A 22,142-nucleotide genomic window follows, 5' to 3' on the forward strand; every position below is an offset into this window, starting at 1 on the left:
GGACAAAAAACATGACAGAACCCATCAAAATCGGCGTCGGCGGACCCGTCGGAGCAGGCAAAACCCAGCTCGTTGAACGCATCACCCGACACATGAGCCGCGACATCTCCATGGCCGCCATCACCAACGACATCTACACCATCGAAGACGCCAAAATCCTCGCCGCCAACGGCATCCTCCCCGAAAACCGCATCATCGGCGTCGAAACCGGTGGCTGCCCCCACACCGCCATCCGCGAAGACACCTCCATGAACACCGCAGCCATCGAAGAACTCAAAACCCGGCACCCCGATCTCCAAATCATCTTCGTCGAATCCGGCGGCGACAACCTCTCCGCCACCTTCAGCCCCGAACTCGTCGACTTCTCCATCTACATCATCGACGTCGCCCAAGGCGAAAAAATCCCCCGCAAAGCCGGCCAAGGCATGATCAAATCCGACCTGTTCATCATCAACAAAACAGACCTGGCACCCCATGTAGGAGCAGACCTCGCTGTCATGGAACGGGACTCCAAGGAATTCCGCGGCAACAAGCCGTTCTGCTTCACGAACCTGAAGACGGACGAAGGCCTGGACGAGGTCCTCAACTGGATCCGCCGCGACGTCCTGATGCTCGACTTGGCGTCGTGATCGGCGGGGCTGCGGCGGCTACGCCGGATTTTGGGCCGTGCCCGCTTCGCGATGCCCGCCACGCCGCGGCCCAAAAATCCGGCTCCGCCGCCGCAACGGTCGGCTCACGTCGCGGCAGCGAGCAGCGGACGTCGCAGGCCGCACTGAGCCCTTGGGGGAACGTGGGGCCTGACTCCACGTTGGCTTTGGGTGAAGGGGCGGTTCGGGGGCGGTTGGAGCTTGGGGTCTGTTTGCGTGGGGGGCGGTCCGTTGCTTCGCGGCAGTTTCATGAGGGTGCATTGCGGGTTTTGCGGCCGCATTACTTGGATGAGTCCGGGCAGGTTGGCTATGTGATGGTCAATCCGGGCGGGGCATATCTCGGGGCGGATTTGTTCCTCATTGATGTGACGGTTGAAAACAATGCCGCGCTGTTGCTGACCACGCAGTCGGCAACTAAGGTTTATCGGACTCCGGGGTCATTTGCTGAGCAGCGAATGAGTGTGCGGCTGGGGGAGGGCTCGCGGTTGGAGCTCATGCCCGACCAGTTGATCGCCTACCGGGAAGCGAGCTACCGGCAGAATTCGCGCATCAGTCTCCACCCGACGTCGAGCCTAATCATGGCCGAAGTCATCACGCCAGGCTGGTCCCCGGACGGGGCGTCCTTCAAGTACCTAGAGGTGCGGCTGCGGAACGAGATCTGGATCGATGACGAAAACGGAGCCAAGTTGCTGGCGCTCGACAACCTCCTGATCCGGCCCCCGCTGGGAGACGTTACCGGGATGGGGTTCATGGAGGGATTCAGCCACCTGGGGTCGTTGGTGGTGGTGGATCCGCGGGTGAATCAGGGGCTTGCCGATGAGCTGGACCTTATAGCCCGTGATTTTGACGCTTATACCGGGATGTCTTTGACCGCGACTATTGCCGGGAGCACGGGGCTTGTGCTGCGATCGTTGTCGAACAGCACTGAGGAACTCAACAATTTGCTGGGTGCCTGCGCCGGCGTTCTGCGGGAACGTTGGCATGGGCAGGCGCCCTTGAACCTGAGGAAGTACTAATGACTGCGCTGACCGAGTTCGCCACCATGTACCGGGAGCGGGAGACGTTGTCCCTGCGGACCCGGCTGCTGTTCACGTTCGGTGCCGTCGCCGCTTTGCACCTTGCCGCCGTCGTGCTGTTGCTTGCTGGTACCGCGGGTGGCGCGCAGCCGCTGGCACTCGGGCTGGTGATCACCGCGTACGTGGCCGGTATCAAGCACAGTTACGACTGGGACCACATCGCCGCGATCGACAACTCCACCCGCAAATTCGTGGCACAGCACAAAGACCCCGTGAGCGTCGGCTTTGCATTCAGCCTGGGCCACAGCTCCGTGGTGATCCTCGCCGGACTCCTGGTGGTGGCGGGTGCCACCTTGATCGGGCAGTTCATGGAGGACGGCACCACCGGCAACAAGGTGCTGGGCCTGATCGGCAGTGGAGTGTCGGGGTTGTTCCTACTGGCGATGGGCCTGTTCAACGGCTCCGCGTTTGTGCGCGCGAGCAGTGTGTACCGGCAGGTGCAGCGCGGCGGTGACGTCCGTCCGGAGGACTTGGAAGCCAAGGGTTTCGTCGCCCGGCTGCTCGCCAAGCCGCTGTCCAAGGTGGAGCGGCCGCGGAACATCTACGTGATCGGCTTCCTGTTCGGCCTCGGGTTCGATACCGCCACCACCATCGGGCTTCTGGTCATCACCACGACGGCGTCACTCGCCGGTGCCTCGCCCCTCGCCTTGATGGCCCTCCCTCTTGCGTTCACCGCCGCCATGACCTTGTGTGATTCCGCCAATGGCGTGGCCATGATGAAGATGTACAAATCAGCCATTCACAACCCCAAGCGCAAGCTTGGCTTCAATGCCCTGATCACTGGCATCTCGGCGGTCTCGGCGTTGTTCATCTCCGTGATCACGCTCGGTGGATTCGCGAATTCTGCGTTTGAGCTTCAGGATCCCCTGACCACGTGGCTCGGCAGCATTGACCTTGGCGACGCCGGCCTGATCCTGGTGGGACTGTTCGTGATCGTCTGGGCCGTCGCCTCCTTGCGGGGCCGGGGCGCCGGAAGCGGGACCTAGGAGACCGCCACTGCGTTGAAAAGCTCGTTGGTGTCCACGCCGAGGTCCGGGGTGTCCAGCACGTTGGTCAGAAACACCACGCAGCGGTCCTGCTCGGGGAACATCCACCACTCCGTACCGGACCAGCCCGGATGCCCATAAATACCCTGCGCGAACAGCTCGGACTCGTTGGCGGGCATCTGGAATCCCAGCCCGGTGTGGCGGATGGGCTTGGGCCGGGTGGTGATGTGCGAAACCTCGGTGGTTCGGGGGCGACGCATGGCTGCAAGGGTCGCGGGCCGGACGGCTTTCCCGGAACCCCGCAGGAGCTCGGAACCCAGATTGAGCAGGTCTGCGGCCGTGCCGAACAGGCCCGCTCCGGGATGCCTGTTCTTGTACATGGCCTGGACATCAAGGCCAGCTGCCTCGGTGCCATGGACCGTGTGCGGGTTGCACTCCGTGCCGAACGTTAAACCCTGAGCCCCCGTGTCAGCCGCCAAGGACAGAAGCTGGTCCTCGAACGGAACCCCGCCTGCCCACTCGGCCATCGCCGCTGCACCTTCGAAAGCGATGTTGCAGTACTGGACCAGGGATCCGGCGTAAAAGGCTTGCTCCGCGGAGGTGAGCGTTTCGCGGAGGGGAATACCGCCGTCGAGCACTGGGTCTGAGATTCCCGAGCGGTGGCTCAGCAACTGCTCGAGGGTCACGGTGTCCGTGCGCCCGGCGCCAAAGCCCGGCAGGGCGTCACCAAGCGAGGCTCCAAGTGAGAGTTTCCCCAGTTCAACCTGCCGCATGACCGTGAGGGCACTGATCGGTTTGGTGACCGAGAACAGCGCAAAGTGGTCATCGGCTGTCGCCGGCCTGCCGTCGTCGGTCCCGAACGCCACGATGTCCTCGATGCCTTGGCTCGAAGCGATGCCCAGCACCGCCACCGGCACCCGTTTGAGGTCTACCTGTTTACGGGCCCAGTCTGCAGCGGGTCCTGTTTCCACCATTGCTATTTCACGCCTTCGTTCGGAGTTCAGAGTGTGGTGCATTGAATCTATCGTGCGGCCCGAAAAAAGATTCTTGCCGCGTGTAACCCTGGCCGCCCGGCCGGAAACTATACAAGTATCCTGCAGTTCAGCGCTCTATTTTTCAGGGGGAACCATCGTGCTTTCAGAGCGCGAATTGGCGTTCATCGCCATTCACAAAGACAGCTACCCATCCGTGTTCAAGTTCGTCTGCCGACGTGTTGAATCCGCGGAAGTAGCCGAGGAGATCGCGGCCGACGTTTTCCGCGTCGTATGGCAAAAATGGACCGATGACTCACGCCCTGACCTTCCTTACCTCCTGACGGTTGCCAGGAACCTCGTGGGAAATGCGTACAGGAGCCGCGACAGGCGCTTGGCGCTGCAGGAAAAGCTGCGGACGACGGCGGTCCAGCGCTTTGGCGACGACTCCGAGAACGTTGCTGTCCAGGACGCCCTGGAATCACTGCGGGAAAAGGACCGCGACATTTTGCAGATGGCTTACTGGGACGGTCTGGGGATCGCCGACATCGCGAAGGTGCTGCAGTGCAGCGAATCGGCGGCCAAAGTCCGCCTTCACCGAGCCCGTACAGCATTTCGGAAACAACTGCCTGCAGGGGCCAACTCGACTACACAGAAGATGGGGGTCTGAAGACAATGGATCCGATCAAGAACCAGATATCAGCGATTGACCCGCTCACTATCGATCCCGTGGCGGAACCCAACGGCGAAGAAGCGCTGCACAAAATCCTTTCCGGCACCACCGTGTTCAGCGACAGCCGCCCGATCGCGGCAGTGACTTCCCTGGAACAGCGCAGGCGCCGCAAGGCCCAAATCGCCGGGGGACTGTTGCTTGGTGCTGCTGCCGTAACTGCGGGCGTGCTCGTGGCCGCCAACTTTGGTGCCGTGAACACCGCGCCCGCACCAGCCGTCACGGTGACGTCCACGGAAGCGACACCCACGCCCAGCGTTTCTGTCACTCCAACACCCACTGCGACGCCCTCGGTTACCCCGTCGGCAACGCCCACCGTGGCAGCGCCGATTACCACCCCGCCCGCACCCACCACACCTCCAGCAGTCGCCTCGGCGCCAGTGGTGCCACCCGTGCAGGCGCCGACCACCCAGACCTACACTTTTCCGGACGGCCATCTTTCCTTCACGTACCCGGTCGGCTGGAGTATCCGGGCGGACCAAGGACCATTCGATCCTCCCGGGACTGCGGAAGCCTCGCGCATTGTGACTGTCTTCGATGCCGCTGGGGCAGAGGTAGCCCGCATTTTCAATGGAAACTACGCGGATGGGACTGCTGGTTTGGTGGACCGAACCATTCTGGACCGGGCTGTAGTGCCCGGCGTTCGCGACAACTCGGGTGAGCTGGTGGAGTTCGGTTTCTCCTCGAACCAGTCACAGTACATTCCCTACGAAGGGCCCCCCTACGAGGGAATGCCCTCACCCCGAACGGGACCTGTCGAAGGACCTCCGACATACATCATGGATGTACGGGTGTCCTCCGAGCTCCAGGCCGGAGTAAGTTCCTCCGGGACCAACCAGGTCCGCGTACCAAACGGCATCATGAGTGCTTACGCGGTTTTCGATCCCAGCAAGAACCCCGCCTTCGCTACCCCGGAAGCGGCCAAGGCATGGATGGGCAGCACGCAGTACGCCCAGCTCAAGTCCATGCTCCTGAGCCTGAGCTACAAGTAACCCATCTCAGCAGCAGTTGAGGCCGTCCTGAACGCTGGAACGGCCTCAACTGCTAGCTACTTGGATTAGCGGACAGTGACCAGATGGCTGGCGGGGTCGTACCGGAAGGTGATCGGGCCGCCGTCGTGTTTCAACGCGATGTTGCTGCCGTTGGCGGCGCCGGTCAAACCGTAGTTCTCAGCCCAGGACCCGTTGATGGCGGCCTTGAACTCGTAACTGCCGGCAGCGAGATTGGGCACGGAGAGCTTCCACAGTCCGTCGGCGGCATCCAATGACAGCTGGGCTTGGGCGCAATCCGGCATCCAATCGCCAGCGCAGCCGAGCTCGGAGTTCAGGCTTCCCGGCACGGAAACGGCTGCAGGCTGCTGGCCCGCGGTGACTGCGCTGATGAGATTGGTGGCGTGGTCGTACAGGAACGTGACTGCGCCGCCCGAGTGCGTGAACGCCACGTTGGGGCCGTCGAGCTCACCGCCCGCGCCGTAGTTTTCGTCCCAGGTGCCATTGAGCGCCGCCTTGAACTCGTACGTTCCGGAGGGGAGGTTGGGGACGCTCAGCTGCCAGAGCCGATGCGTGGGCTCGTAGCTCATGAGACCCTGCTCGCAGCTGGGCTGCCAGTCCTCGGTACAACCCAACTCGGTGTTGAGGCTGCCGACCACAGTGACGGTTTCGGGCTGGGTGGGCTCACCCACCACGCCGCTCTTCGGCTCACTCGCCGACGTCTGCCCGCGGTTGTCCAACACCACCGCCCGATATTCCACCGACGTGCCAGTCTCAACGGACGACACGTCATGGAACACCTGGTACGGAGCGTTGTCGTCGGTGCCGATCGCCGTCCACTCGCCACCTGGCGTGCGCGACTGGAAGGTGACCTCATAGAACGAGTTACCGTCGACGTCGGCCGTCACCTTCAGGCGGCTGGCGTCACCAGCCGCGGTGACCGGCTTCTTAAGCACGACGGCGGGCGCTGCCGTCGACTTGGCCAGGCGCCCCGCCGCTTCATAAACCACAGCGGAAAGCGGCGGTACGGTGACGGTCAGTTTGGCGTCCTGTCCGGTCTTGGCGTGCTTGGCGGCGTCACCATAAACCAGCTTGAACGGCTGTTTCGCTTCATACGTGGGGATGGCCGCGGTCTGCGCTGTCTCGCTGTTGTTCACTGCCACGATGTATTCGCGCTGCTCTTTGGCATCAATGCGTGAGAACGCGTAGATCCCGGCGCCGTCGGCTGCGTAGCGGTTTTGCTGGGCACCGCTGCGGAGTGTGGGATGTTCTGCCGCGAGGGCCGCGAGCTCACTGATTTTCTTGTACAACGGGTGCTGGGTGTCGAAGTTGTCCGTGGCGTGGGTGGAGCTGGTGCCCAGGAGATCGTCGTCCAGGTATTCCTGTACCTTGCTCGCGAACATCGTCTGCCGCGAGTCCTGATCTCCTCCGGCGCCGGTGAAGCCTTGCTCGTCGCCGTAGTAGATTACGGGGTTGCCGCGCGAGAAGTACATCAGCTCATGGGCGAGCTCGTCGCGTTCCACCAGTTCGGAGTCGGACGCTCCCGGGTTGTCCTGGGCGATGAAGGTGCCGATGCGGCCCATGTCGTGGTTACCCAGGAAGGTGGGCAGTTGGTAAACGTTCGAGTCAGCGTCCGTGTACCAGTCATCCCCGTTGAAGAAGTCCGCCAAGCCGGTGGCTTTACTGCTCTGCGACGCGAAGCTGCGGGCTGCGCCTTGGAAGCCGAAATCCAGCACTGCCTGCATCTGGTTCTTAGTGGTGAACTTGGACGTCACGGTCTTGGAGGTATCGAAGACCTCGCCGAACATGAAGAACTCGTCCTTGCCCTGCTCCTTGGCGTAGCTGAGAACCTGGGGTCCGAACTGCTGCCAGAATTCGTCGTTGACGTGCTTCATGGTGTCGATGCGGAAACCGTCAATCCCGAAGTCGCGGATCCAGGTTTTGTAGACGTCCATCATTCCGTTGACCACTTTTGGGTTCTCGGTGAAGAGGTCGTCCAGTCCGAAGAAGTCGCCGTACAGGGAGTCCTCGCCGGCAAAGTTGGTGTTGCCCCGGTTGTGATAAAGCGTGGGGTCGTTGAGCCACGATGGGACCTTCACGTCCTTCTCCGCGTCAGGGACCACAGGGGTGTACGGGAAGGACGTCGCGGCATCCAGGGGCGGGAAGTCCTGCGTTCCGGCGTAGTCGCGGTCATCGAAGACCTCGCCAGCAGCGGTTCGGTAGGGCTCGGTTTCCTTGGAGATGTACGGCGCTGAGGCGGTTTCCTGGTACTGGATGACGTCCGCGGTGTGGTTGGTGATGATGTCGAAATACACCTTCATGCCACGGGCGTGGGCGGCGTCGATGAGGGTCTTCAGCTCGGCATTGGTGCCCAGATGGGGGTCGATCTGCGTGAAGTCCGTGACCCAGTACCCGTGATAGCCGGCCGAGCTGTTCGCCAGGGTATCGTCACCCTGGACCGCCTTGTTCTTGAAGCTCGGTGTGAGCCAGAGGGAGTTGGTGCCCAGCCCCTGGATGTAGTCCAGCTGGTCTTGGAGACCCTTCAAATCCCCGCCATTGAAGAATCCCTTGCGGGTGGGATCGAAGCCGGACACCATCGGATCGGCACCCAGCCCGCCGTCGTCGTTGGCTGTTGTGCCGTTACTGAAGCGGTCGGCCATGACGAAGTAGAAGTTCTGATCGCTGATGCCTCCGCGGATGGAGTGCTGGGCAGCGGCGTCGGGAGTGGCGGCGGGCGCGGCGCTTGCGGGGAGGATGGCCGAGGCGGTGAGTACCGCCGTCGTCATGACGACGGCGGCGATCCGGTTAAGTGGTGGGCGCTGAGGGCAGTTGTTGGGTCTATAGCTGCGAGATAACACGTGATGGAACCTTCCGCTAAGCGACAGTGCTGTGGCATATAGGTGCTGTGTGACAAGTCACAACTGTAAGCGCTTCCGTAGGGTTAATCCACGACTTCTGGGTGTTGAGAATTATGAAGAGCCTCGGATGAACTCTCGTGCTGGAAGCGTTTGCATGTGCCCTACCCGAAATTGCGCGGGATTTTCACTGTGCCTTTGCATTGCCTCATCCCGAAACGCTATGCATCTGTCCATAACGAAGCCCGTGTGACTTGCATAGGGTTGAAGAGATCTGCTTCACAAAACGCCCCCGATCTATCCCCAAGGATGAGTTTCAACGATGAAGAGCATCGCCCTCCTGCGCGAACGAGCCACCCGCGTCATGCCTACCGGTTCCCACTGCCCGGCGTCGGGCCTGTGGAGCCCGGACTCCGATCCTGACGCCGTCCAGGTTTTCGCGGAAGGCCACATCCTCCCGGCTCACGATGGTGTGCCCACCGTCTGGCGGCGCCGCACCGCCGCTGAAGTGTCGGCATGACCAGCACCATCCTGAACAGGCCCGCCGACTACCGCCACATGCCGGCGGCCGAGTGGACTGAACTCACCTCCGGCGATCCCGTGTGGATTTACGACGTCGCGTGGGGCGCCGGGACCGGCCGCGTGGACGATGTTTCCAAGCACCAGGAACTGCTCTGGGTCATCCTCGAGCCGACCGGCCGCAGGCTCATTTGCGGAACGGACGACGTCGAGGTCTGGACAGCCTGAAAAAACTCGCCGAGGTGGCAAATAATGACAATTTCTGAGCGGATGATTGTCATTAAGTGCCATCTCGGCGTCAGTTAAACGGCGGGGACCAGAACGCTGGGAGAGCCCGTCTCCACTCGGCTCACCGGACCGTCCGGCAGGCCGGTTTCGGAGTCCAGCTTGAAGCTCACGACGTCGTCCGAGCCTTCGTTGGCGACGTACAGCCAGCCTTCGCGGACCAGGTGGTGGCGCGGCCACTCGCCGCCGCACGGCACCTCCGCGACGGGCTCGAGCTCGCCACCGCTGTGCGACACCTTGAGGATACAAATCCGGTTGGACCCCCGCACACCCACATACGCGAAGCGGCCATCGGGCGATAACGCGATCTCCGCGCCGGCGTCGCCGTCTTTTGCCCCTGTAGCACTCGCCGGAACCATGGTTGTCAGCTCGTAAGTGCCGTCCGGTTCCATCCGAATCGCTGCCACTTCCACCGAGTATTCGGTGTCCACAAAGACAGTTCCGCTGTGATGGCGGGCCATGTGCCGGGGGCCGGAGCCCTTCGGCAGGATCACCTGATGATCCGTTTGAAGGCCAACACCTGGCGAGTACTGCCACACCCTGACCAGGTCATGTCCCAGGTCCGTGGTCATCACGCGGCCGTCCGGCAGCATCAGGCTTGAGTGCGCACGGCTGGGCCGCTCCCCGTCCAGAGACGTTGCTGTGTGGAGGTCGACGGCGGCGGCCGCGCTGGTGCGCGAGGTGATGGCGCCGTCGTGGTCCAGTTCATACAGGATGACCTGGCCGTCGCCCCAACAGGTGGCCACAATAAAGCGTCCCTGCGGATCGGCCGCTACGTGGCACGTAGCTTCACCGGCCGGCCAAGGATCGCCGAAGGCCTCCAGTCCAGAGTCGCCTGTCCGGCGATACGCCCGCACCGTCTTCCCTTCCTCGGCCACGGCGTAGACCACCGGGAGCGAAGGGTGCAGGGCAAGGAACGATGGCGAATTGGCGGCGATCGCCAAACCGAGGGATGTCAGCTTGCCGTCGTCGTCGGCCGAAAGCGCGACGATGCCCTCACCCTTGCCGTCCCTGTCGGCAGTGTACGAACCAACCCACATCAGTGCCTCGTGGACGGCCACGGTCAGTGCCCCTGGACGTCTGAGTCGACGCCGGCGTCCGGTCCGGCGTCGAGGGTTTGCAGCCTGGTGAGGTCGTCATGGTCCAGTTCGAAGTCGAAAATGTCCAGGTTTTCCCTCATCCGTTGCGGATTGGCGGTCTTGGGGATGGCCACCAACCCCTGCTGAACGTGCCAGCGCAGCACCACCTGGCCCGGCGTTTTCCCATACTTCTTGCCGATATCTGCCAACACTGGAGCGTTCAAGAGGTCGCTGCTGGCACCCAGCGGGCTGTAAGACTCGGTAATGATGCCGTTCCGTTCGTTGAAGGCCCGGGCAGCAGGCCGCGGAATGGACGGGCTGACCTGGATCTGGTTGACCGCCGGAACAACGTCAGTCTGCCGGAGCAGTTGATCGAGGTGGGCAGGCTTGAAGTTGGACACGCCAATCGACCGCACTTTCCCAGAGGCCTGAAGTTCCTCGAAGGTTTTCCACGTGTCCACGAAATCGCCGCGGCGGGGAAGTGGCCAGTGGATCAGGAGGAGGTCAACGTAATCCAGGCCCAGGCGCTCCAACGAGCCGTCCAGTCCGGCAGCGGCCTTACCGGAACCTTGGAATTCGCCGTCGAGTTTGGTGGTGATGAAGAGCTCCTCGCGATTCACCCCGCACGCCCGGATGCCGTTGCCCACGCCCTTCTCATTGCCGTACTTCACAGCAGTATCAACGTGCCGGTAGCCATGCGACACCGCCTCCACCACAGCATCGGCAACCTGGGCGTCATTCAGCGGCCACGTGCCGAGTCCCAGTTGAGGGATCTTGTGGCCGTCGTTGAGTTCGATGAGCGGGGCAAGTGTCATGGGGCATGATCTCCTTTTGAGTCTGTTGCTGTTCTACGCTGGCCGCTTGCTGCTTGGCAACAGCTACCGGCGCGACCATTCATAGAGCCGATCACTCAACTCCATAAAATCCTCGCTCACTGTCTGCAGCTCGGGATGGGTGTCATGCCATTCGACGATCTCCCTGGCACCGTCCGCGAACGGAATCGTGGCCCGGTAGTCAGGGACCAAGGCTTTGATTTTGGAGTTGTCGAACACCACGGAGTGCGAGCGGTCGCCCAACAAGTTCGGGCCGAGCTCATGGCTGTGGGCTGCGATGGTGTCCGAACAAACATGGAACAGCTCGGGTTCTTCCACTCCGGCCGCCCGCGCAAAGAGGCGGTAAATCTGGTTCCACGGCAGGAACTCGTCAGACGTAATGGTGTAGCTCTCGCCCACAGCCTGCGGCCGCCCCAGAAGACCAACAAAAGCCTTGGCGAAATCCCGGCTATGAGTCAGCGTCCAGAGCGATGTCCCGTCACCGTGCACCATGATCGGCATCCCGGCCCGCATGCGATGGATGTCAGTCCATCCGCCCACCATGGCGATCTTGGTCCGGTCATAGGTGTGGGAAGGCCGCACCACGGTAAGAGGGAAGTCCTGCTCACGGTAGGCCTCGTACAGCAGCTCCTCGCAGGCAATCTTGTCCCGCGAGTACTGCCAGAACGGGTTCTTCAAGGGCGTCGACTCCCTGATGGGAAGCAACGTGGGCGGCTTCTGGTACGCCGAAGCGGAACTGATGAAGACGTACTGTCCGGTCCGCCCACGGAACAATTCCAAGCCGGCCCGCGCCTGGTCCGGGGTGAAGGAAATAAAGTCCGCAACGGCGTCGAACGCCCTTCCCCGAAGTACCTCCCGCACGGCGGCGGCGTCCCGGACATCCGCGTGAAGCACTTCCGCCCCCTCGGGGACCGGCCGCCCGGCTGACCGTCCCCTGTTGAGGATGGTCAGCCGGTGGCCCAGTGCGACGGCACGTTCAGCCGCCGCCGCACTGATGACCCCGGTCCCGCCGACGAACAGGATGTTCCGTGGCGAGACGGTGTCCGCCGCCGTTCCCAGACTGGCGGGGAGGAGGCTGCTCACCAGGCGTAGTCTTCGGGTGCGGGTTTGTGGCCCGGGAAGATGTCGTCGAGGCGCTTGAGGGCGTCCTCGTTCAGGGAAACGTCCAGTGCACGGATGGCTGCGTCCAGTTGTTCCTGGGTACGCGGCCCAACAATCGGGGCCGTCACCGCAGGCTGGTGGAGAAGCCAAGCCAACGCAACATCCCCGGGAGCATGCCCCAGTTCGTCCGCGAAATCCTCGTACTGGCGGATCTGCTCCTCGTGCTTCTTGAGGGTCTCCAATGCCCGCCCCTCGGTGCGGCGGACACCCTGCTCTTCCTTCTTCAATACGCCACCCAGCAGCCCGCCCTGCAGCGGCGACCACGGGATCAAGCCAAGGCCGTACTGCTGCGCAGCCGGGATGACCTCGAGCTCAACTTCGCGCCGGAACAGGTTGTAGATGGACTGCTCACTGACCAGCCCGGTGTAGTTCCGCCTGCGGGCGGCTTCCTGCGCCTGGGCGATGTGCCAGCCGGCAAAGTTGCTGCTGCCCGAGTAGAGGATCTTGCCCTGCTGGACGCCCACCTCGATTGCCTGCCAGATCTCGTCCCACGGCGTATCGCGATCAATGTGGTGGAACTGGTAGACATCGATGTAGTCCGTCTGCAGCCGCTTGAGGCTCGCATCGAGTGCACGGCGGATATTGAGCGCCGACAACTTGGACTCGTTGGGGCGGTCCGTCATGGTGCCGTACAACTTGGTGGCAAGGACAGTGCGCTCGCGGCGCTCGCCGCCCTTGGCGAACCAGCGACCGATGATTTCCTCGGTCCAGCCGCGGTGGCCGGTGCCGCCATAGACGTTGGCGGTGTCGAAGAAGTTGATGCCGGAGTCCAATGCGGAGTCCATGATCGAGTGGGCTGTTGCCTCGTCCGTCTGCGGACCGAAGTTCATGGTGCCCAGGCAGAGACGTGAAACTTTCAGGCCGGAACGGCCAAGGTGGGTGTACTGCATGTTTGTCCTTTGTTTAGAGCTGACTTAGAGCTGTGTGAAAGCTGCGACGGCGGGATCGGAGCCGATGCGGGCTCCCGCCTCGAGTGCCGTAATGGCTGCCAGTTCGGATTCGGTGAGCGTGAGATCGGCGGCACCGAAGTTCTCCCGCATCCTCTTGGAGTCAGCGGACTTGGGGATCACGATGGTCCCCTGCGCGAGGTGCCAGGCCAGGATCACCTGTGCAGGAGTAGTGCTGTGGGCTGCGGCCACGAGGGCCACCTGCTCGGCGTTCAGGTCCTTCCCCTGCCCCAACGGGCTGTACGCCTCCACGGCAATGCCGAGGTCGCGGCACTTGGTGGCCAGCTCGCCTTGTTGGTACGTGGGGTGGACTTCGATCTGGTTGACCGCCGGAACCACCTCCGCCTCTTTGAGCAGTGTGTCCACGTGCTCGGAGAGGAAGTTGGAAATGCCGATGGCCCGGATCTGCTTGTCCTGGTACAGCTTCTCCATCTCTTTCCACGCCTGCGTGTAGAGGCCCTGCGAAGGAACGGGCCAGTGAATCAGGTATAGATCGATGACTTCCAGGCCCAAGGCATCCCGGCTTCGTTGGAAGGCGTCATACGCCTCGCCCTGCTCGCCGTTGCGAAGCTTGGTGGTGATGAAAAGTTCTTCCCTCGGAATGCCCGAAGCCGCGACGGCAGCGCCGACCCCTGCCTCATTGCGGTACGCAGCCGCGGTGTCGATGTGGCGATAGCCGGCTTCCAAGGCGTCTTCCACTACCTTCTGCGTTTCCTCAGCAGGTACTTGGAAGACACCGAAACCGAGCTGGGGGATAGTGACGCCGTTATTCAATGTCAGCTCTGGCATGACGGTCTCCTTCGACGGGATGGTGATGGCGATGACTCCAGAAAGCGTTTTCGGAGGCTCTGTACTGAGCCTATGCAGTTTTGGCCCCAGAGTCAGCAACCCAGCCTGATCCTGTTTTTCCTAGGTCTGGTAGTCCTACCCAGAATGGTGGTCTTTCACACGCTACGAACGGCAGAATGGACGGATGGGTCAAAGCGCCGAGTTCGGTAAGTTCCTCAAAGTCATGCGTGCCCGTCTCTCACCCGAGGACGCCGGGTGGCAGGAATCCAGCGGTGCCCGCAGGGTGCCCGGACTCCGCCGCGAGGAAGTTGCCCGGCTCTCCGGAGTGAGTACCGACTACTACACGCGCCTTGAACAAGGCCGCAACATCCACCCGTCCAAAGCGGTCCTCGACTCGGTGGCCCGGGCGCTTCGCCTGGACGCGGGGGAGCATGCGCACATGATGGACCTGCTGGAGCACTGCGCCAGTTCCGCGGGCAATCCCGGCCCCGCGCAAAAAGTGAGGCCCGGGCTCCGGCAGCTGCTGGACGCCGTCGGTGATGTTCCGGCCATGGTGCTGGGCAGGCGGGCGGACGTCCTGGCCGGAAACCAGATGGCTCACCTGCTTTTCACCGACTTCCCGTCACTCCCGGCCGCGGAGCGGAACCTGACCCGTTGGATCATCCTGGATCCCTCGGCGGGGCAGCTGTTCAGGGACTGGAAAACCGTGGCCGCTGAAGCTGTGGGTGCTCTGCGAATGGACGTCGGCCGGCACCCCAACGATCCCCGGACCAACCAACTGGTGGGCGAACTTGCCGTGCACAGCGAGCATTTTCGGCAATGGTGGGCCGGGCACAGGGTGGCGTCGCGATCCGCAGGCACCGTGCGGTTGCACCACCCGATCGTTGGTGACCTCGAACTGAACTTTGAGACGCTGAGTCTCCCGGACGACCCCGACCAGATGCTGAGGGTCTATTCCGCGAAGCCCGGCTCGCCGTCGTCGGACGCTTTGACGCTGCTCAGCTTGGGTGACGTGGGCACCAAAGCAAAGGACCGCGAACCCGCCCGCAGAGATGGCAGTTAATGACAATCCGGAGCTCCGGAACTGTCATTAACTGCCATTTCGCGGAGAGGTAATCAGCGCTCCAGGCGGAAACCAAGCTTGATGGTGACCTGCCAGTCGGCCACTGCGCCGTCCTCGAGGTGCCCGCGGATCTCCTTGACCTCAAACCAGTCCAGGTTCCGCAGTGTCTGGGAGGCTGTTGCGATGCCGTTCTTGATCGCGTCGTCAACGCCTTCGGTGGAAGTTCCTACAATTTCGGAAACGCTATATGTGTGGCCAGCCATGGTGCTCCTCATCAACGTCTTACGAATCTTTGGAAATTTCGGGCCCGCCAGGCAGGCCGTTCATGCAGACTAGCCCACGGATCTCCGTGCGGCCAGAGGTGTTGCAGCCTTAGCTTTCGCGCCAGTCGTTGCTGGTGATGTGCGAACCTGCCTGCGGCCCCATTTGCAGCATTCCGCCGTCCACAGGCCATGACGCGCCGTTGACGTAGCTGGATTCCGGTGATGCCAGGAAGGCTATGACGGCGGCGATTTCCCGGGCATCTCCGGGACGTCCCAGCGGCACTCCGGGCCGTTCCTTCTGCTTGGGATCCTCGTCTTCCTGGCCCGTCATGGGAGTCGCGATCTCACCCGGCGCCACGTTGTTGGCGGTGATGCCGTGCTCAGCGAGTTCCAGGGCCATGGTCTTGATGAGGCCGCCCAAGCCATGCTTGGAAGCGTCGTATGCCGAGGCTCCTACCCTCGGCTGGAACTCATGGACACTGGTGACGGCGATGATGCGCCCACCCCGGCCGGCCTTCACCATGCGCTTGGCGGCTGTCTGCATCGCCACGAAAGCGCCGTTGAGGTTGGTGTCCAAAGTGGACATCCACGTGTCGTAGTCCAGCTCAAGGAACTTGGTGCCATCGCCGGTTCCGGAGTTGTTGACGAAGACGTCCACGCCGCCAAGTTCCTCAGCGAGCTTGTCAATGGCCGCAGCCGTCCCACGGGCATCAGTGGTGTCCAATGGGTGGACCACGGCCTTCCGGCCCAGGCCGCGGACTTCCTCCGCGGTTTCCTCAGCTCCCTGCTGATCGGAATGCCAGGTGATTCCCACGTTCATGCCTGCCTTGGCCAAGGCCACCGCAGTGGCGCGCCCGATGCCTGAATCTGATCCCGTGACAATGGCGGTCTCCGGGGAAAATGGTGCGTCGCTCATGGTCCTGCCTTTCGGTCGAGTAGTCGTTCCGATGATTAATCCCTACCCCCGAGACCCCGGCTGTAAACACTCCCGGCATGAACGGTCATCCCGGGGGATCATGATGGAGTGTAGATTTCTTGCAGCACCACCCAGCGAATCCCCACAACCAGGAGTACTCATGTCAGAAGTTATTGTCGTCGGCGTTGACAACAGCGAGACGGCCAAGCGCGCAGCAGTGGCAGCAGCAAAGCTCGCCACCGCGCTCGGTGCTGAACTGCACGTCATCAGCGGCTTCTCAGATGACCGCATTGAAGAATTTGGCAGCGGCAGCGACCGCATCACCGTCTCGTCGGCAGACTCTGCGGAGTACGTTGCCCGCAAGGTTTCCGAAGAGCTGGACGTTCCCGCCGGCAACATCAAGTACTTCGCTGCCCGTGGCACTCCCGCCAACGCCCTGATCAACTACGCCGAGACCAATAACGCCTCGCTGATCGTTGTGGGAAACAAGCGCATGAAGGGCCTGGGCCGTGTCCTGGGCAGCATCGCCAACAGCGTGGCGCACGGTGCACCCTGCGATGTGTACATCGTCAACACGGACGTGGAGGCGTAACCAAGCCAAGCAGGGGACAGCGCCTGTTGAAATTACTGCTCATTGGAGCAGGTGCTGTCCCCGAGCTGGCTTACCCGGTTGTGCCGTTGAGAACAGTCACGTTGGAGCGGGTCACGCCCCTCCCGGTGATGAGCAGGACATGGCCGGACTGCGGGATATCGGAAGTGATGGTGAGGTCCCGCAGCGCCGAACCGTCCGCCGCCACCAGTAGCGTGACGCCTTCGCTGTTGGACAGGATCACGTCCTCTGCATTTCCTGTTGCCCCGGCCAAGGTGATGTTCCGACGATCACCCCATATAACCGCTGGCTCGTGATAAATGCCGGGGTGCACCAGCACGGTGACAGCAGCGGGATTATTCGCAGGCACAGCGCCAATGGCCGCGCGGATGCTGGCGAAATCACCGGTTCCGTCGAGTGCCACCGTGATGACCTTCCGGAGCGCAGGCTCGGTCCCGCCCAAAGGCCCGCCGAAAGCACGCACCAGTGAGGGGAGCGCCTTGGTGGGGGTCAGGCTGTAGGAGTACGGCGGATTGAAGGCCCCACCCCGTTCCTGGCCAACATTGCCGGTGCACTCGTCAAAGACGTTGTTTCGGGCTGCCAGCGCACCGCCCGGCCCTTGGTGGTGAAGGGGGTTCCGGACGTCGCGGAAGTAGTTTCCTTCCACGAGCAGCAGCGCGGCATTCCGCCCCAGCATCCCATAGCTGGAGATGTTCTCCAGATAGTTGTTGTAGACGTGGGATGCCGCGGTGTTGTCCAGGCTTGCGTTGCGCTGGTGCGTGTTCCGAATCCAGTTGTGATGCAGTGTCAGCCGGGTGACCACGTTCTGGGTCCAGCCCTCGCCAAGGGCTTTGTTGTGGTCCGAAAAGACGTTCCACGACAAAGTGACGTTGTCGCAGTCCTTTCGGATGTCCACCAGTCCGTCGCCCAACCGGGTGAAATGCATGTGGTCCACCCAAATGTGCGTGCTGGTGTCCACCTGGATGCCATCCCTGTCGTTGTCGGGCCGTTTCCCCGCAAAGTCGCCGGGAATGTAAGAGTCCCGGACAGTGAAGTTGCGAAACACGACGTTGGAGACATTGACGAGCTTGAAGCCGGCATTGACCACCGCGGCTCCTTCGCCTGCACCAAGGAAGGATTTGTTTGAGGTCACGGTCAGTTTTTCGTACTGCGTGAACAGCAATTCGCCGTGGAGGATCACCACCAGCGGTTCGGCGCTTTTGGCGAATTGGCGCAGATCCTCCGGGGTGTTCGCATGGACCAGTCTGCCGCCGGCCCCACCTGTGGTGCCTGCGCGGCCGTGCGCTGAAACGCCGGCGAAGCCTGTGGGTGCCACCGACCAAGCACCGCCGTGTCCGCCGTTTATGGGCAGCCCGGCTTCATTGAATCCGTTGGATTTGACGCCGGTCGGCGCCGCTGCGGAGGCTGCCGGGCCGAACAAGCCCGTGGACACCAAGGTGCCTGCTGCGAGTCCAGCGGAAAGAAGGGTCCGGCGCCGGATATTCAGGCCCTGTGCGTCCGCCATCTTAAGCACCTGCTGCCGGAGTCCAGTCACCGAGGAACGTGTCCTTAGTGAATTTCAGGGCCTCTTCCGGAGTGAGTTGGGGGTGGAACTCGTTGATGTATGCGCCGGGCCCGGTGTTGTTGAACTCAGCGAAGCGCCCTTCAGTCCAAGCATGACCACTCATGTCTGACCAGCCCTGCTCAGCGATGTGACTGCCCAGATTCGAGTCCCGGATGACGGCCATGGGGTGCGCGTTGGGGTCGCTGCTGGCAAACCAAGGGCGTCCCAAACTGACGGTCCCGGGTGCAGCGTCAGAGGTCAGGGTGCTGTCCACGATCAGGAAGCCGTAAGGGTTGGAGTCCTTGGTGCTGGGTGCCACGATGTAGCCATTGTTCGTATCGCTGCCGCGGTCCAGCGAATGGATGGTGCAGCCGTCAAACACCGCTGTGCCGCGGCCGTAGAGGAAGTCCACGTCACCTTCGATGTAGCAGTTTTTCAGATAGGTGCGGGCGCTAGCGTCACGGCCGGTGGTGTCTGCGAGGTAGGTGTCCTGGTTGCCGAGGAACCTGGTGTTGTCGAAGGTGATTTTGTCTGCCACCGTCCGCACCGCGAGGGCCTGGCTACCTCCGTGAACGGCCTCGTCATAAGCGTTTTCCACTGTGAGGTTCCGGACCGTGGTGTTTTCCGCCAGGACGTTGAGCGTGGCACTGCCCGCAGCGCCCCAGGTTCCGCCGAAGAACTTCGCGCCGTTTGCAGGGGTGTCGTAGGAAATGACGACGTCGGCCGGGTTGGCTGTTGCTCCCTGCAACGTCACGTTGGGCCGGTCGGCCCAGACATTCACCGCTTCCCGGTAGAAGCCGGGCTTGATGGTGATGGTCCGGGGTTGTGTGTTGCCCACAGGAATCGAGCCGATGGCCGCCTGTACGCTGCCGAAATCGCCGGTGCCGTCCAGCGCGACCGTGACCTCCGCCGTCGTGCTTGGTGCTTTGTTTTCGCGAGGTCCGGCACTGCCGGTGACCAGTTCGGGAACCCTCGCAGAGTCGTCCTTGGCGTATGAATAGAACTGTGTGGGGTCGAAGGCGCTGCCGACGTTGTCCTTGCGGCCGCGGGTGGACTCGAAAATGTTGTCACGGTTGACGATTTCCGTGGCAGGGTCCTTTGCCACCACGGGATCGGCAACCGCGGTGAAGTAGTTGCCCTCCAGGACCACCTTGGCGGCGTTGCGGCCCATCATTCCGTACTGTCCGATGTCCTGCAGGTAGTTGTTGTAGACGTGCGCAGCCGCTGTGTTGTCCAGGCTGAAGTTCCGCTGGACAGTGTTGCGGATCCAGTTGTGATGGATGGTCATTTTGGTGACTGCGTTGCCGGTCCAGCCAACGCCCAAGGCTTTGTTGTTGTCCGCGAACACGTTCCACGAGTAGGTCAGGTAGTCCGAGTCCTTGCGGGTATCGATCATGCCGTCGCCCATGCGCTCGAACTTCATGTGGTCCACCCAGACATGGTGCGAGGTATCCAGTTGGATCCCGTCACGGTCGTTGTCCGGGCGCTTGCCGTCCCAGTCGCCGGGAATGTAGGAATCACGGACTGTGAAGTTCCGGAAGATCACGTTGGACACGTTGATGAGTTTGAAGCCGGCATTGATCAGCTCCACGCCCGCGCCCGTACCGATGAAGCTCTTGTTCGAGGCGACCGGAATCTTGACGTAGTCCTGGGCCGTGATGCTGCCCTTGAGGAAGATCACCAGCGGCTCCTCGGCCGCGGCATGGGTTTTGAGTTCCTCCAGCGAGGACACGCTCACGTGCCTCCCCGCCTGGCCTCCGGTGGTGCCGTCCAGGCCGTTGCCGGGAAGGGACGCGAAACCGTCGGGACGTTGCTTCCACAGGGCCGCCGGTGCCGCCGGTGATTCTGTGCCGCTGTGGATGGGCTCCGCCCTGGCAGGCACAGCGGTAAGGCTTCCAAGAATGACGACGGCGGTGGCCGCGCCGAGTAGGCGTCGCAGGCGCATGCAAAACTCCTTTGTCTTGTCTGGATTGGTGTTGCAGGGAGTGGATGTGGCTATTTGAGTCCGGTGGTGGCAATTCCGTTGATCAGGTACTTCTGCCCAGCAATGAAGAAGCCGATGATGGGGGCGATGGACACCACTGACATGGCGAACATGGGGCCCCACATGCTTTGTCCTTCCGAGTCCATGAAGGCGCGAAGGGCCAAGGGAACGGTGTAGAGGTCCTGGTTCTGGATGTAGAGCAGCGGACCAAAGAACTCGTTCCATGTGGAGATGAACGTGAAAATAGCCGTGGTGGCCATGGCCGGCACGCAGAGGGGCAGAATGACCCGGATGAAAGTCCGGAACGGGCCGCAGCCGTCAATCTGGGCGGCGTCGTCCAATTCCTTAGGCAGCGACTTCATGAATTGCACCATCAGGAAGATAAAGAAGGCATTGGTGGCCATGAAGTTGGGGACGATCAGCGGCAGGTAGGTGTCCAGCCAGCCGAGCTGGGAGAAGATGATGTACTGCGGAACCAAGAGAACGTGACCCGGCAGCATGAGTGTTCCCAGCATGAGGGCGAAGAACAGCTTCCGCCCGGTGAATTCCATCCGCGCGAAGGCGTACGCGGCCAGGGCGCAGGAGAAGATGTTGCCGATGATGGAGAAAATCACAACGATCATGGAGTTGATCAGGTAAACGTGGAACGGCTGGTCCAGCGCGGTCCAGCCCTGGGCGTAGTTGGAGAAGTCCCAGTTTTCGGGCCAGAGACCCAGCTGCCTAAAAATATCGTTGCTGGGCTTCATCGAGCTGGAGATCAGCCACATCAACGGGTAGAGCATCACCAGCCCCACCAGGCAGAGAATCAGATGCCGTGAGAAGCGGGAAACCGGGGTTCCCGTCAGGGCGTCTTCGGGTTGATCCTGCTTGGCCAGCTTGCGCTTGAGAGGTAAATCAAGGAGTGCCATGGGGTTGCCTTAATTGTCGTAGAAGACCCAGAACTTGGATGCGATGAAATTGATGGCCGTGAAAATCGCGATGATCATCAACAGCAGCCAGGCCATGGCCGAGGCATACCCCATCTCGAACTCGGTGAAGCCCTTCTGGTACAGGTACAGGTTGTAAAACAGCGTGGAATCCGCCGGGCCCCCGGTACCTCCGCTCATCACATAGCCCTGGGTGAACGTCTGAAACGAGCCGATGAGCTGCATGATGAGGTTGAAGAAAATAATGGGGCTGATGAGGGGCAGCGTGATGCTGCGGAACTGCCGCCACTTGGATGCCCCGTCAATCGAGGCAGCTTCGTAGTACATCCCGGGGACCTGCCGTAGCCCGGCAAGGAAGATCACCATGGGGGAGCCGAACGTCCAGACGTTCAGCACAATGAGGGTGCTGAGGGAGAACTGGGGGTCAGTGACCCACGCGGGGCCCTGGATTCCGAAGATGCCCAGGAACCCGTTGACGATTCCGTCGTTGCCGAAGATGTAACGCCACAGCATCACGATTGCCACGCTGCCACCCAGAAGGGAGGGCAGGTAGTAAACAGAGCGGTAGATCGACAGGCCCTGAAGTCCCCGGTTTAGCACCAGCGCAACCAGCAGGGCAACAGCCAGGGAGATAGGCACCGACACGAAGGTGTAAATGAAGGTGACCTTCAGCGACTGAATGAGCCGGGGGTCCTCGAACATGGCCTGGAAGTTGGCCAGCCCCACAAAGTTGGGCTCAGTGAAGAGGTTGTAGTCCGTAAAAGCCAGGTACAGCGAGGCAAAGAACGGAATGACGGTGAACAACATCCCCAGGAACCACGGGAGAAGGAAAAGATATCCAGAGCGCTGCTTCCTGCGCCGGGACGGGCGGAGGCGCGGTGTGCCGCCTGCCGCGGCTGGCGCCGGAGCTCCCGGCGGCTGCTTGGTCAGAACTGTCATAGCGGCAAGACCCCCTCGGAAGTAGCTGCAG

Annotated in this window: 22 protein-coding genes; 9 read left to right on the top strand and 13 right to left on the bottom strand. The window is 62.0% G+C overall.

Features of this window, described 5'->3' with window-relative positions; all coding sequences use genetic code 11:
• Positions 1-11: 11 nt before the first annotated feature.
• The 3 genes from ureG (at position 12) to AC1RJY_RS17375 (ending at position 2,709) form a co-directional block, all read left to right on the top strand.
• Positions 12-629, top strand: coding sequence for an urease accessory protein UreG (ureG, locus tag AC1RJY_RS17365; protein ID WP_011772988.1), 618 nt, complete (start codon positions 12-14; stop codon positions 627-629).
• A gap of 161 nt (positions 630-790) precedes the next feature.
• Positions 791-1,663 carry an urease accessory protein UreD gene (locus AC1RJY_RS17370; RefSeq protein WP_498602908.1) on the top strand — a complete coding sequence of 291 codons (873 nt, stop codon included), beginning with the start codon at positions 791-793 and terminating at the stop codon, positions 1,661-1,663.
• Positions 1,663-2,709, top strand: a complete 1,047-nt coding sequence (locus AC1RJY_RS17375) for a HoxN/HupN/NixA family nickel/cobalt transporter (RefSeq protein WP_498602826.1) — start codon at positions 1,663-1,665, stop codon at positions 2,707-2,709. The genes AC1RJY_RS17370 and AC1RJY_RS17375 overlap by 1 nt, the downstream gene beginning before the upstream one ends.
• On the opposite strand, the gene AC1RJY_RS17380 is transcribed toward AC1RJY_RS17375, so the two are convergent.
• Positions 2,706-3,683 carry a serine hydrolase domain-containing protein gene (locus AC1RJY_RS17380; RefSeq protein WP_498602827.1) on the bottom strand — a complete coding sequence of 326 codons (978 nt, stop codon included), beginning with the start codon at positions 3,681-3,683 and terminating at the stop codon, positions 2,706-2,708. The genes AC1RJY_RS17375 and AC1RJY_RS17380 overlap by 4 nt on opposite strands.
• Before the next feature lie 157 nt (positions 3,684-3,840).
• Between AC1RJY_RS17380 and AC1RJY_RS17385 the strand changes: the two genes are divergently transcribed.
• Together AC1RJY_RS17385 and AC1RJY_RS17390 are read left to right on the top strand one after the other, a co-directional pair.
• Positions 3,841-4,350 (top strand): RNA polymerase sigma factor, encoded by a 510-nt coding sequence (locus tag AC1RJY_RS17385; protein ID WP_498602828.1) that lies wholly within the window; start codon positions 3,841-3,843, stop codon positions 4,348-4,350.
• 5 nt (positions 4,351-4,355) lie between these two features.
• Positions 4,356-5,402, top strand: a complete 1,047-nt coding sequence (locus AC1RJY_RS17390) for a hypothetical protein (protein WP_498602829.1) — start codon at positions 4,356-4,358, stop codon at positions 5,400-5,402.
• Positions 5,403-5,467: 65 nt separating this feature from the next.
• Here the strand turns inward: AC1RJY_RS17390 and AC1RJY_RS17395 are convergent, their stop codons facing one another.
• Positions 5,468-8,185: an alpha-amylase family glycosyl hydrolase gene (locus AC1RJY_RS17395; RefSeq protein ID WP_498602909.1), complete on the bottom strand. Its 2,718-nt coding sequence runs from the start codon at positions 8,183-8,185 to the stop codon at positions 5,468-5,470.
• A 391-nt stretch (positions 8,186-8,576) separates the two neighbouring features.
• Between AC1RJY_RS17395 and AC1RJY_RS17400 the strand changes: the two genes are divergently transcribed.
• Together AC1RJY_RS17400 and AC1RJY_RS17405 are read left to right on the top strand one after the other, a co-directional pair.
• Positions 8,577-8,774 (top strand): hypothetical protein, encoded by a 198-nt coding sequence (locus tag AC1RJY_RS17400; protein WP_011772994.1) that lies wholly within the window; start codon positions 8,577-8,579, stop codon positions 8,772-8,774.
• Positions 8,771-9,001 (top strand): hypothetical protein, encoded by a 231-nt coding sequence (locus AC1RJY_RS17405; protein WP_498602831.1) that lies wholly within the window; start codon positions 8,771-8,773, stop codon positions 8,999-9,001. The genes AC1RJY_RS17400 and AC1RJY_RS17405 overlap by 4 nt, the downstream gene beginning before the upstream one ends.
• A gap of 74 nt (positions 9,002-9,075) precedes the next feature.
• On the opposite strand, the gene AC1RJY_RS17410 is transcribed toward AC1RJY_RS17405, so the two are convergent.
• The 5 genes from AC1RJY_RS17410 to AC1RJY_RS17430 form a co-directional block, all read right to left on the bottom strand.
• Positions 9,076-10,098, bottom strand: a complete 1,023-nt coding sequence (locus tag AC1RJY_RS17410; RefSeq protein ID WP_498602910.1) for a lactonase family protein — start codon at positions 10,096-10,098, stop codon at positions 9,076-9,078.
• A 23-nt stretch (positions 10,099-10,121) separates the two neighbouring features.
• Positions 10,122-10,952, bottom strand: coding sequence for an aldo/keto reductase (locus tag AC1RJY_RS17415; RefSeq protein ID WP_014920422.1), 831 nt, complete (start codon positions 10,950-10,952; stop codon positions 10,122-10,124).
• A 63-nt stretch (positions 10,953-11,015) separates the two neighbouring features.
• Positions 11,016-12,053, bottom strand: coding sequence for an NAD-dependent epimerase/dehydratase family protein (locus AC1RJY_RS17420; protein ID WP_498602833.1), 1,038 nt, complete (start codon positions 12,051-12,053; stop codon positions 11,016-11,018).
• A complete protein-coding gene (locus AC1RJY_RS17425; protein WP_011772999.1) occupies positions 12,050-13,021 on the bottom strand; it encodes an aldo/keto reductase in 972 nt (323 codons plus the stop codon). The genes AC1RJY_RS17420 and AC1RJY_RS17425 overlap by 4 nt, the downstream gene beginning before the upstream one ends.
• A 24-nt stretch (positions 13,022-13,045) precedes the next feature.
• Entirely contained in the window at positions 13,046-13,867 is an 822-nt protein-coding gene (locus AC1RJY_RS17430) for an aldo/keto reductase (protein WP_011773000.1), read from the bottom strand.
• A 184-nt stretch (positions 13,868-14,051) separates the two neighbouring features.
• Between AC1RJY_RS17430 and AC1RJY_RS17435 the strand changes: the two genes are divergently transcribed.
• The gene (locus AC1RJY_RS17435) at positions 14,052-14,930 is read left to right on the top strand and encodes a helix-turn-helix transcriptional regulator (protein ID WP_210065053.1); all 879 of its coding nucleotides are present in this window, start codon (positions 14,052-14,054) and stop codon (positions 14,928-14,930) included.
• A 53-nt stretch (positions 14,931-14,983) separates the two neighbouring features.
• Here the strand turns inward: AC1RJY_RS17435 and AC1RJY_RS17440 are convergent, their stop codons facing one another.
• Positions 14,984-15,193, bottom strand: a complete 210-nt coding sequence (locus AC1RJY_RS17440) for a dodecin (protein WP_011773002.1) — start codon at positions 15,191-15,193, stop codon at positions 14,984-14,986.
• A 109-nt stretch (positions 15,194-15,302) separates the two neighbouring features.
• Positions 15,303-16,109, bottom strand: coding sequence for an SDR family oxidoreductase (locus AC1RJY_RS17445; protein ID WP_011773003.1), 807 nt, complete (start codon positions 16,107-16,109; stop codon positions 15,303-15,305).
• Between the two features lie 160 nt (positions 16,110-16,269).
• Here AC1RJY_RS17445 and AC1RJY_RS17450 point away from each other — a divergent pair, with 160 nt between their 5' ends.
• Positions 16,270-16,701, top strand: coding sequence for a universal stress protein (locus tag AC1RJY_RS17450; protein ID WP_011773004.1), 432 nt, complete (start codon positions 16,270-16,272; stop codon positions 16,699-16,701).
• Positions 16,702-16,771: 70 nt separating this feature from the next.
• Here the strand turns inward: AC1RJY_RS17450 and AC1RJY_RS17455 are convergent, their stop codons facing one another.
• From AC1RJY_RS17455 to AC1RJY_RS17470, 4 genes are read right to left on the bottom strand one after another with little or no spacing between them, the layout of a single operon-like run.
• Positions 16,772-18,223: a pectate lyase family protein gene (locus tag AC1RJY_RS17455; protein ID WP_498602834.1), complete on the bottom strand. Its 1,452-nt coding sequence runs from the start codon at positions 18,221-18,223 to the stop codon at positions 16,772-16,774.
• Position 18,224: 1 nt separating this feature from the next.
• Complete coding sequence (locus tag AC1RJY_RS17460) at positions 18,225-20,207, bottom strand: pectinesterase family protein (protein ID WP_498602835.1); 1,983 nt, start codon at positions 20,205-20,207, stop codon at positions 18,225-18,227.
• 50 nt (positions 20,208-20,257) lie between these two features.
• Complete coding sequence (locus AC1RJY_RS17465; protein ID WP_011773007.1) at positions 20,258-21,154, bottom strand: carbohydrate ABC transporter permease; 897 nt, start codon at positions 21,152-21,154, stop codon at positions 20,258-20,260.
• A 9-nt stretch (positions 21,155-21,163) separates the two neighbouring features.
• Positions 21,164-22,111 carry a carbohydrate ABC transporter permease gene (locus AC1RJY_RS17470; RefSeq protein ID WP_011773008.1) on the bottom strand — a complete coding sequence of 316 codons (948 nt, stop codon included), beginning with the start codon at positions 22,109-22,111 and terminating at the stop codon, positions 21,164-21,166.
• Positions 22,112-22,142 lie beyond the last annotated feature (31 nt).

The organism is Arthrobacter sp. GW822-FHT05G07, from assembly GCF_058799755.1.

Bases quoted from the DNA above. Each gene is read 5' to 3' on its own strand.
- ureG (WP_011772988.1), top strand. From the start codon at position 12: ATGACAGAACCCATCAAAATCGGCGTCGGCGGACCCGTCGGAGCAGGC.
- AC1RJY_RS17375 (WP_498602826.1), top strand. From the start codon at position 1,663: ATGACTGCGCTGACCGAGTTCGCCACCATGTACCGGGAGCGGGAGACG.
- AC1RJY_RS17380 (WP_498602827.1), bottom strand. From the start codon at position 3,683: ATGGTGGAAACAGGACCCGCTGCAGACTGGGCCCGTAAACAGGTAGAC.
- AC1RJY_RS17390 (WP_498602829.1), top strand. From the start codon at position 4,356: ATGGATCCGATCAAGAACCAGATATCAGCGATTGACCCGCTCACTATC.
- AC1RJY_RS17395 (WP_498602909.1), bottom strand. From the start codon at position 8,185: ATGACGACGGCGGTACTCACCGCCTCGGCCATCCTCCCCGCAAGCGCC.
- AC1RJY_RS17400 (WP_011772994.1), top strand. From the start codon at position 8,577: ATGAAGAGCATCGCCCTCCTGCGCGAACGAGCCACCCGCGTCATGCCT.
- AC1RJY_RS17405 (WP_498602831.1), top strand. From the start codon at position 8,771: ATGACCAGCACCATCCTGAACAGGCCCGCCGACTACCGCCACATGCCG.
- AC1RJY_RS17410 (WP_498602910.1), bottom strand. From the start codon at position 10,098: ATGTGGGTTGGTTCGTACACTGCCGACAGGGACGGCAAGGGTGAGGGC.
- AC1RJY_RS17415 (WP_014920422.1), bottom strand. From the start codon at position 10,952: ATGACACTTGCCCCGCTCATCGAACTCAACGACGGCCACAAGATCCCT.
- AC1RJY_RS17425 (WP_011772999.1), bottom strand. From the start codon at position 13,021: ATGCAGTACACCCACCTTGGCCGTTCCGGCCTGAAAGTTTCACGTCTC.
- AC1RJY_RS17430 (WP_011773000.1), bottom strand. From the start codon at position 13,867: ATGCCAGAGCTGACATTGAATAACGGCGTCACTATCCCCCAGCTCGGT.
- AC1RJY_RS17435 (WP_210065053.1), top strand. From the start codon at position 14,052: ATGGGTCAAAGCGCCGAGTTCGGTAAGTTCCTCAAAGTCATGCGTGCC.
- AC1RJY_RS17440 (WP_011773002.1), bottom strand. From the start codon at position 15,193: ATGGCTGGCCACACATATAGCGTTTCCGAAATTGTAGGAACTTCCACC.
- AC1RJY_RS17445 (WP_011773003.1), bottom strand. From the start codon at position 16,109: ATGAGCGACGCACCATTTTCCCCGGAGACCGCCATTGTCACGGGATCA.
- AC1RJY_RS17450 (WP_011773004.1), top strand. From the start codon at position 16,270: ATGTCAGAAGTTATTGTCGTCGGCGTTGACAACAGCGAGACGGCCAAG.
- AC1RJY_RS17455 (WP_498602834.1), bottom strand. From the start codon at position 18,223: ATGGCGGACGCACAGGGCCTGAATATCCGGCGCCGGACCCTTCTTTCC.
- AC1RJY_RS17460 (WP_498602835.1), bottom strand. From the start codon at position 20,207: ATGCGCCTGCGACGCCTACTCGGCGCGGCCACCGCCGTCGTCATTCTT.
- AC1RJY_RS17465 (WP_011773007.1), bottom strand. From the start codon at position 21,154: ATGGCACTCCTTGATTTACCTCTCAAGCGCAAGCTGGCCAAGCAGGAT.
- AC1RJY_RS17470 (WP_011773008.1), bottom strand. From the start codon at position 22,111: ATGACAGTTCTGACCAAGCAGCCGCCGGGAGCTCCGGCGCCAGCCGCG.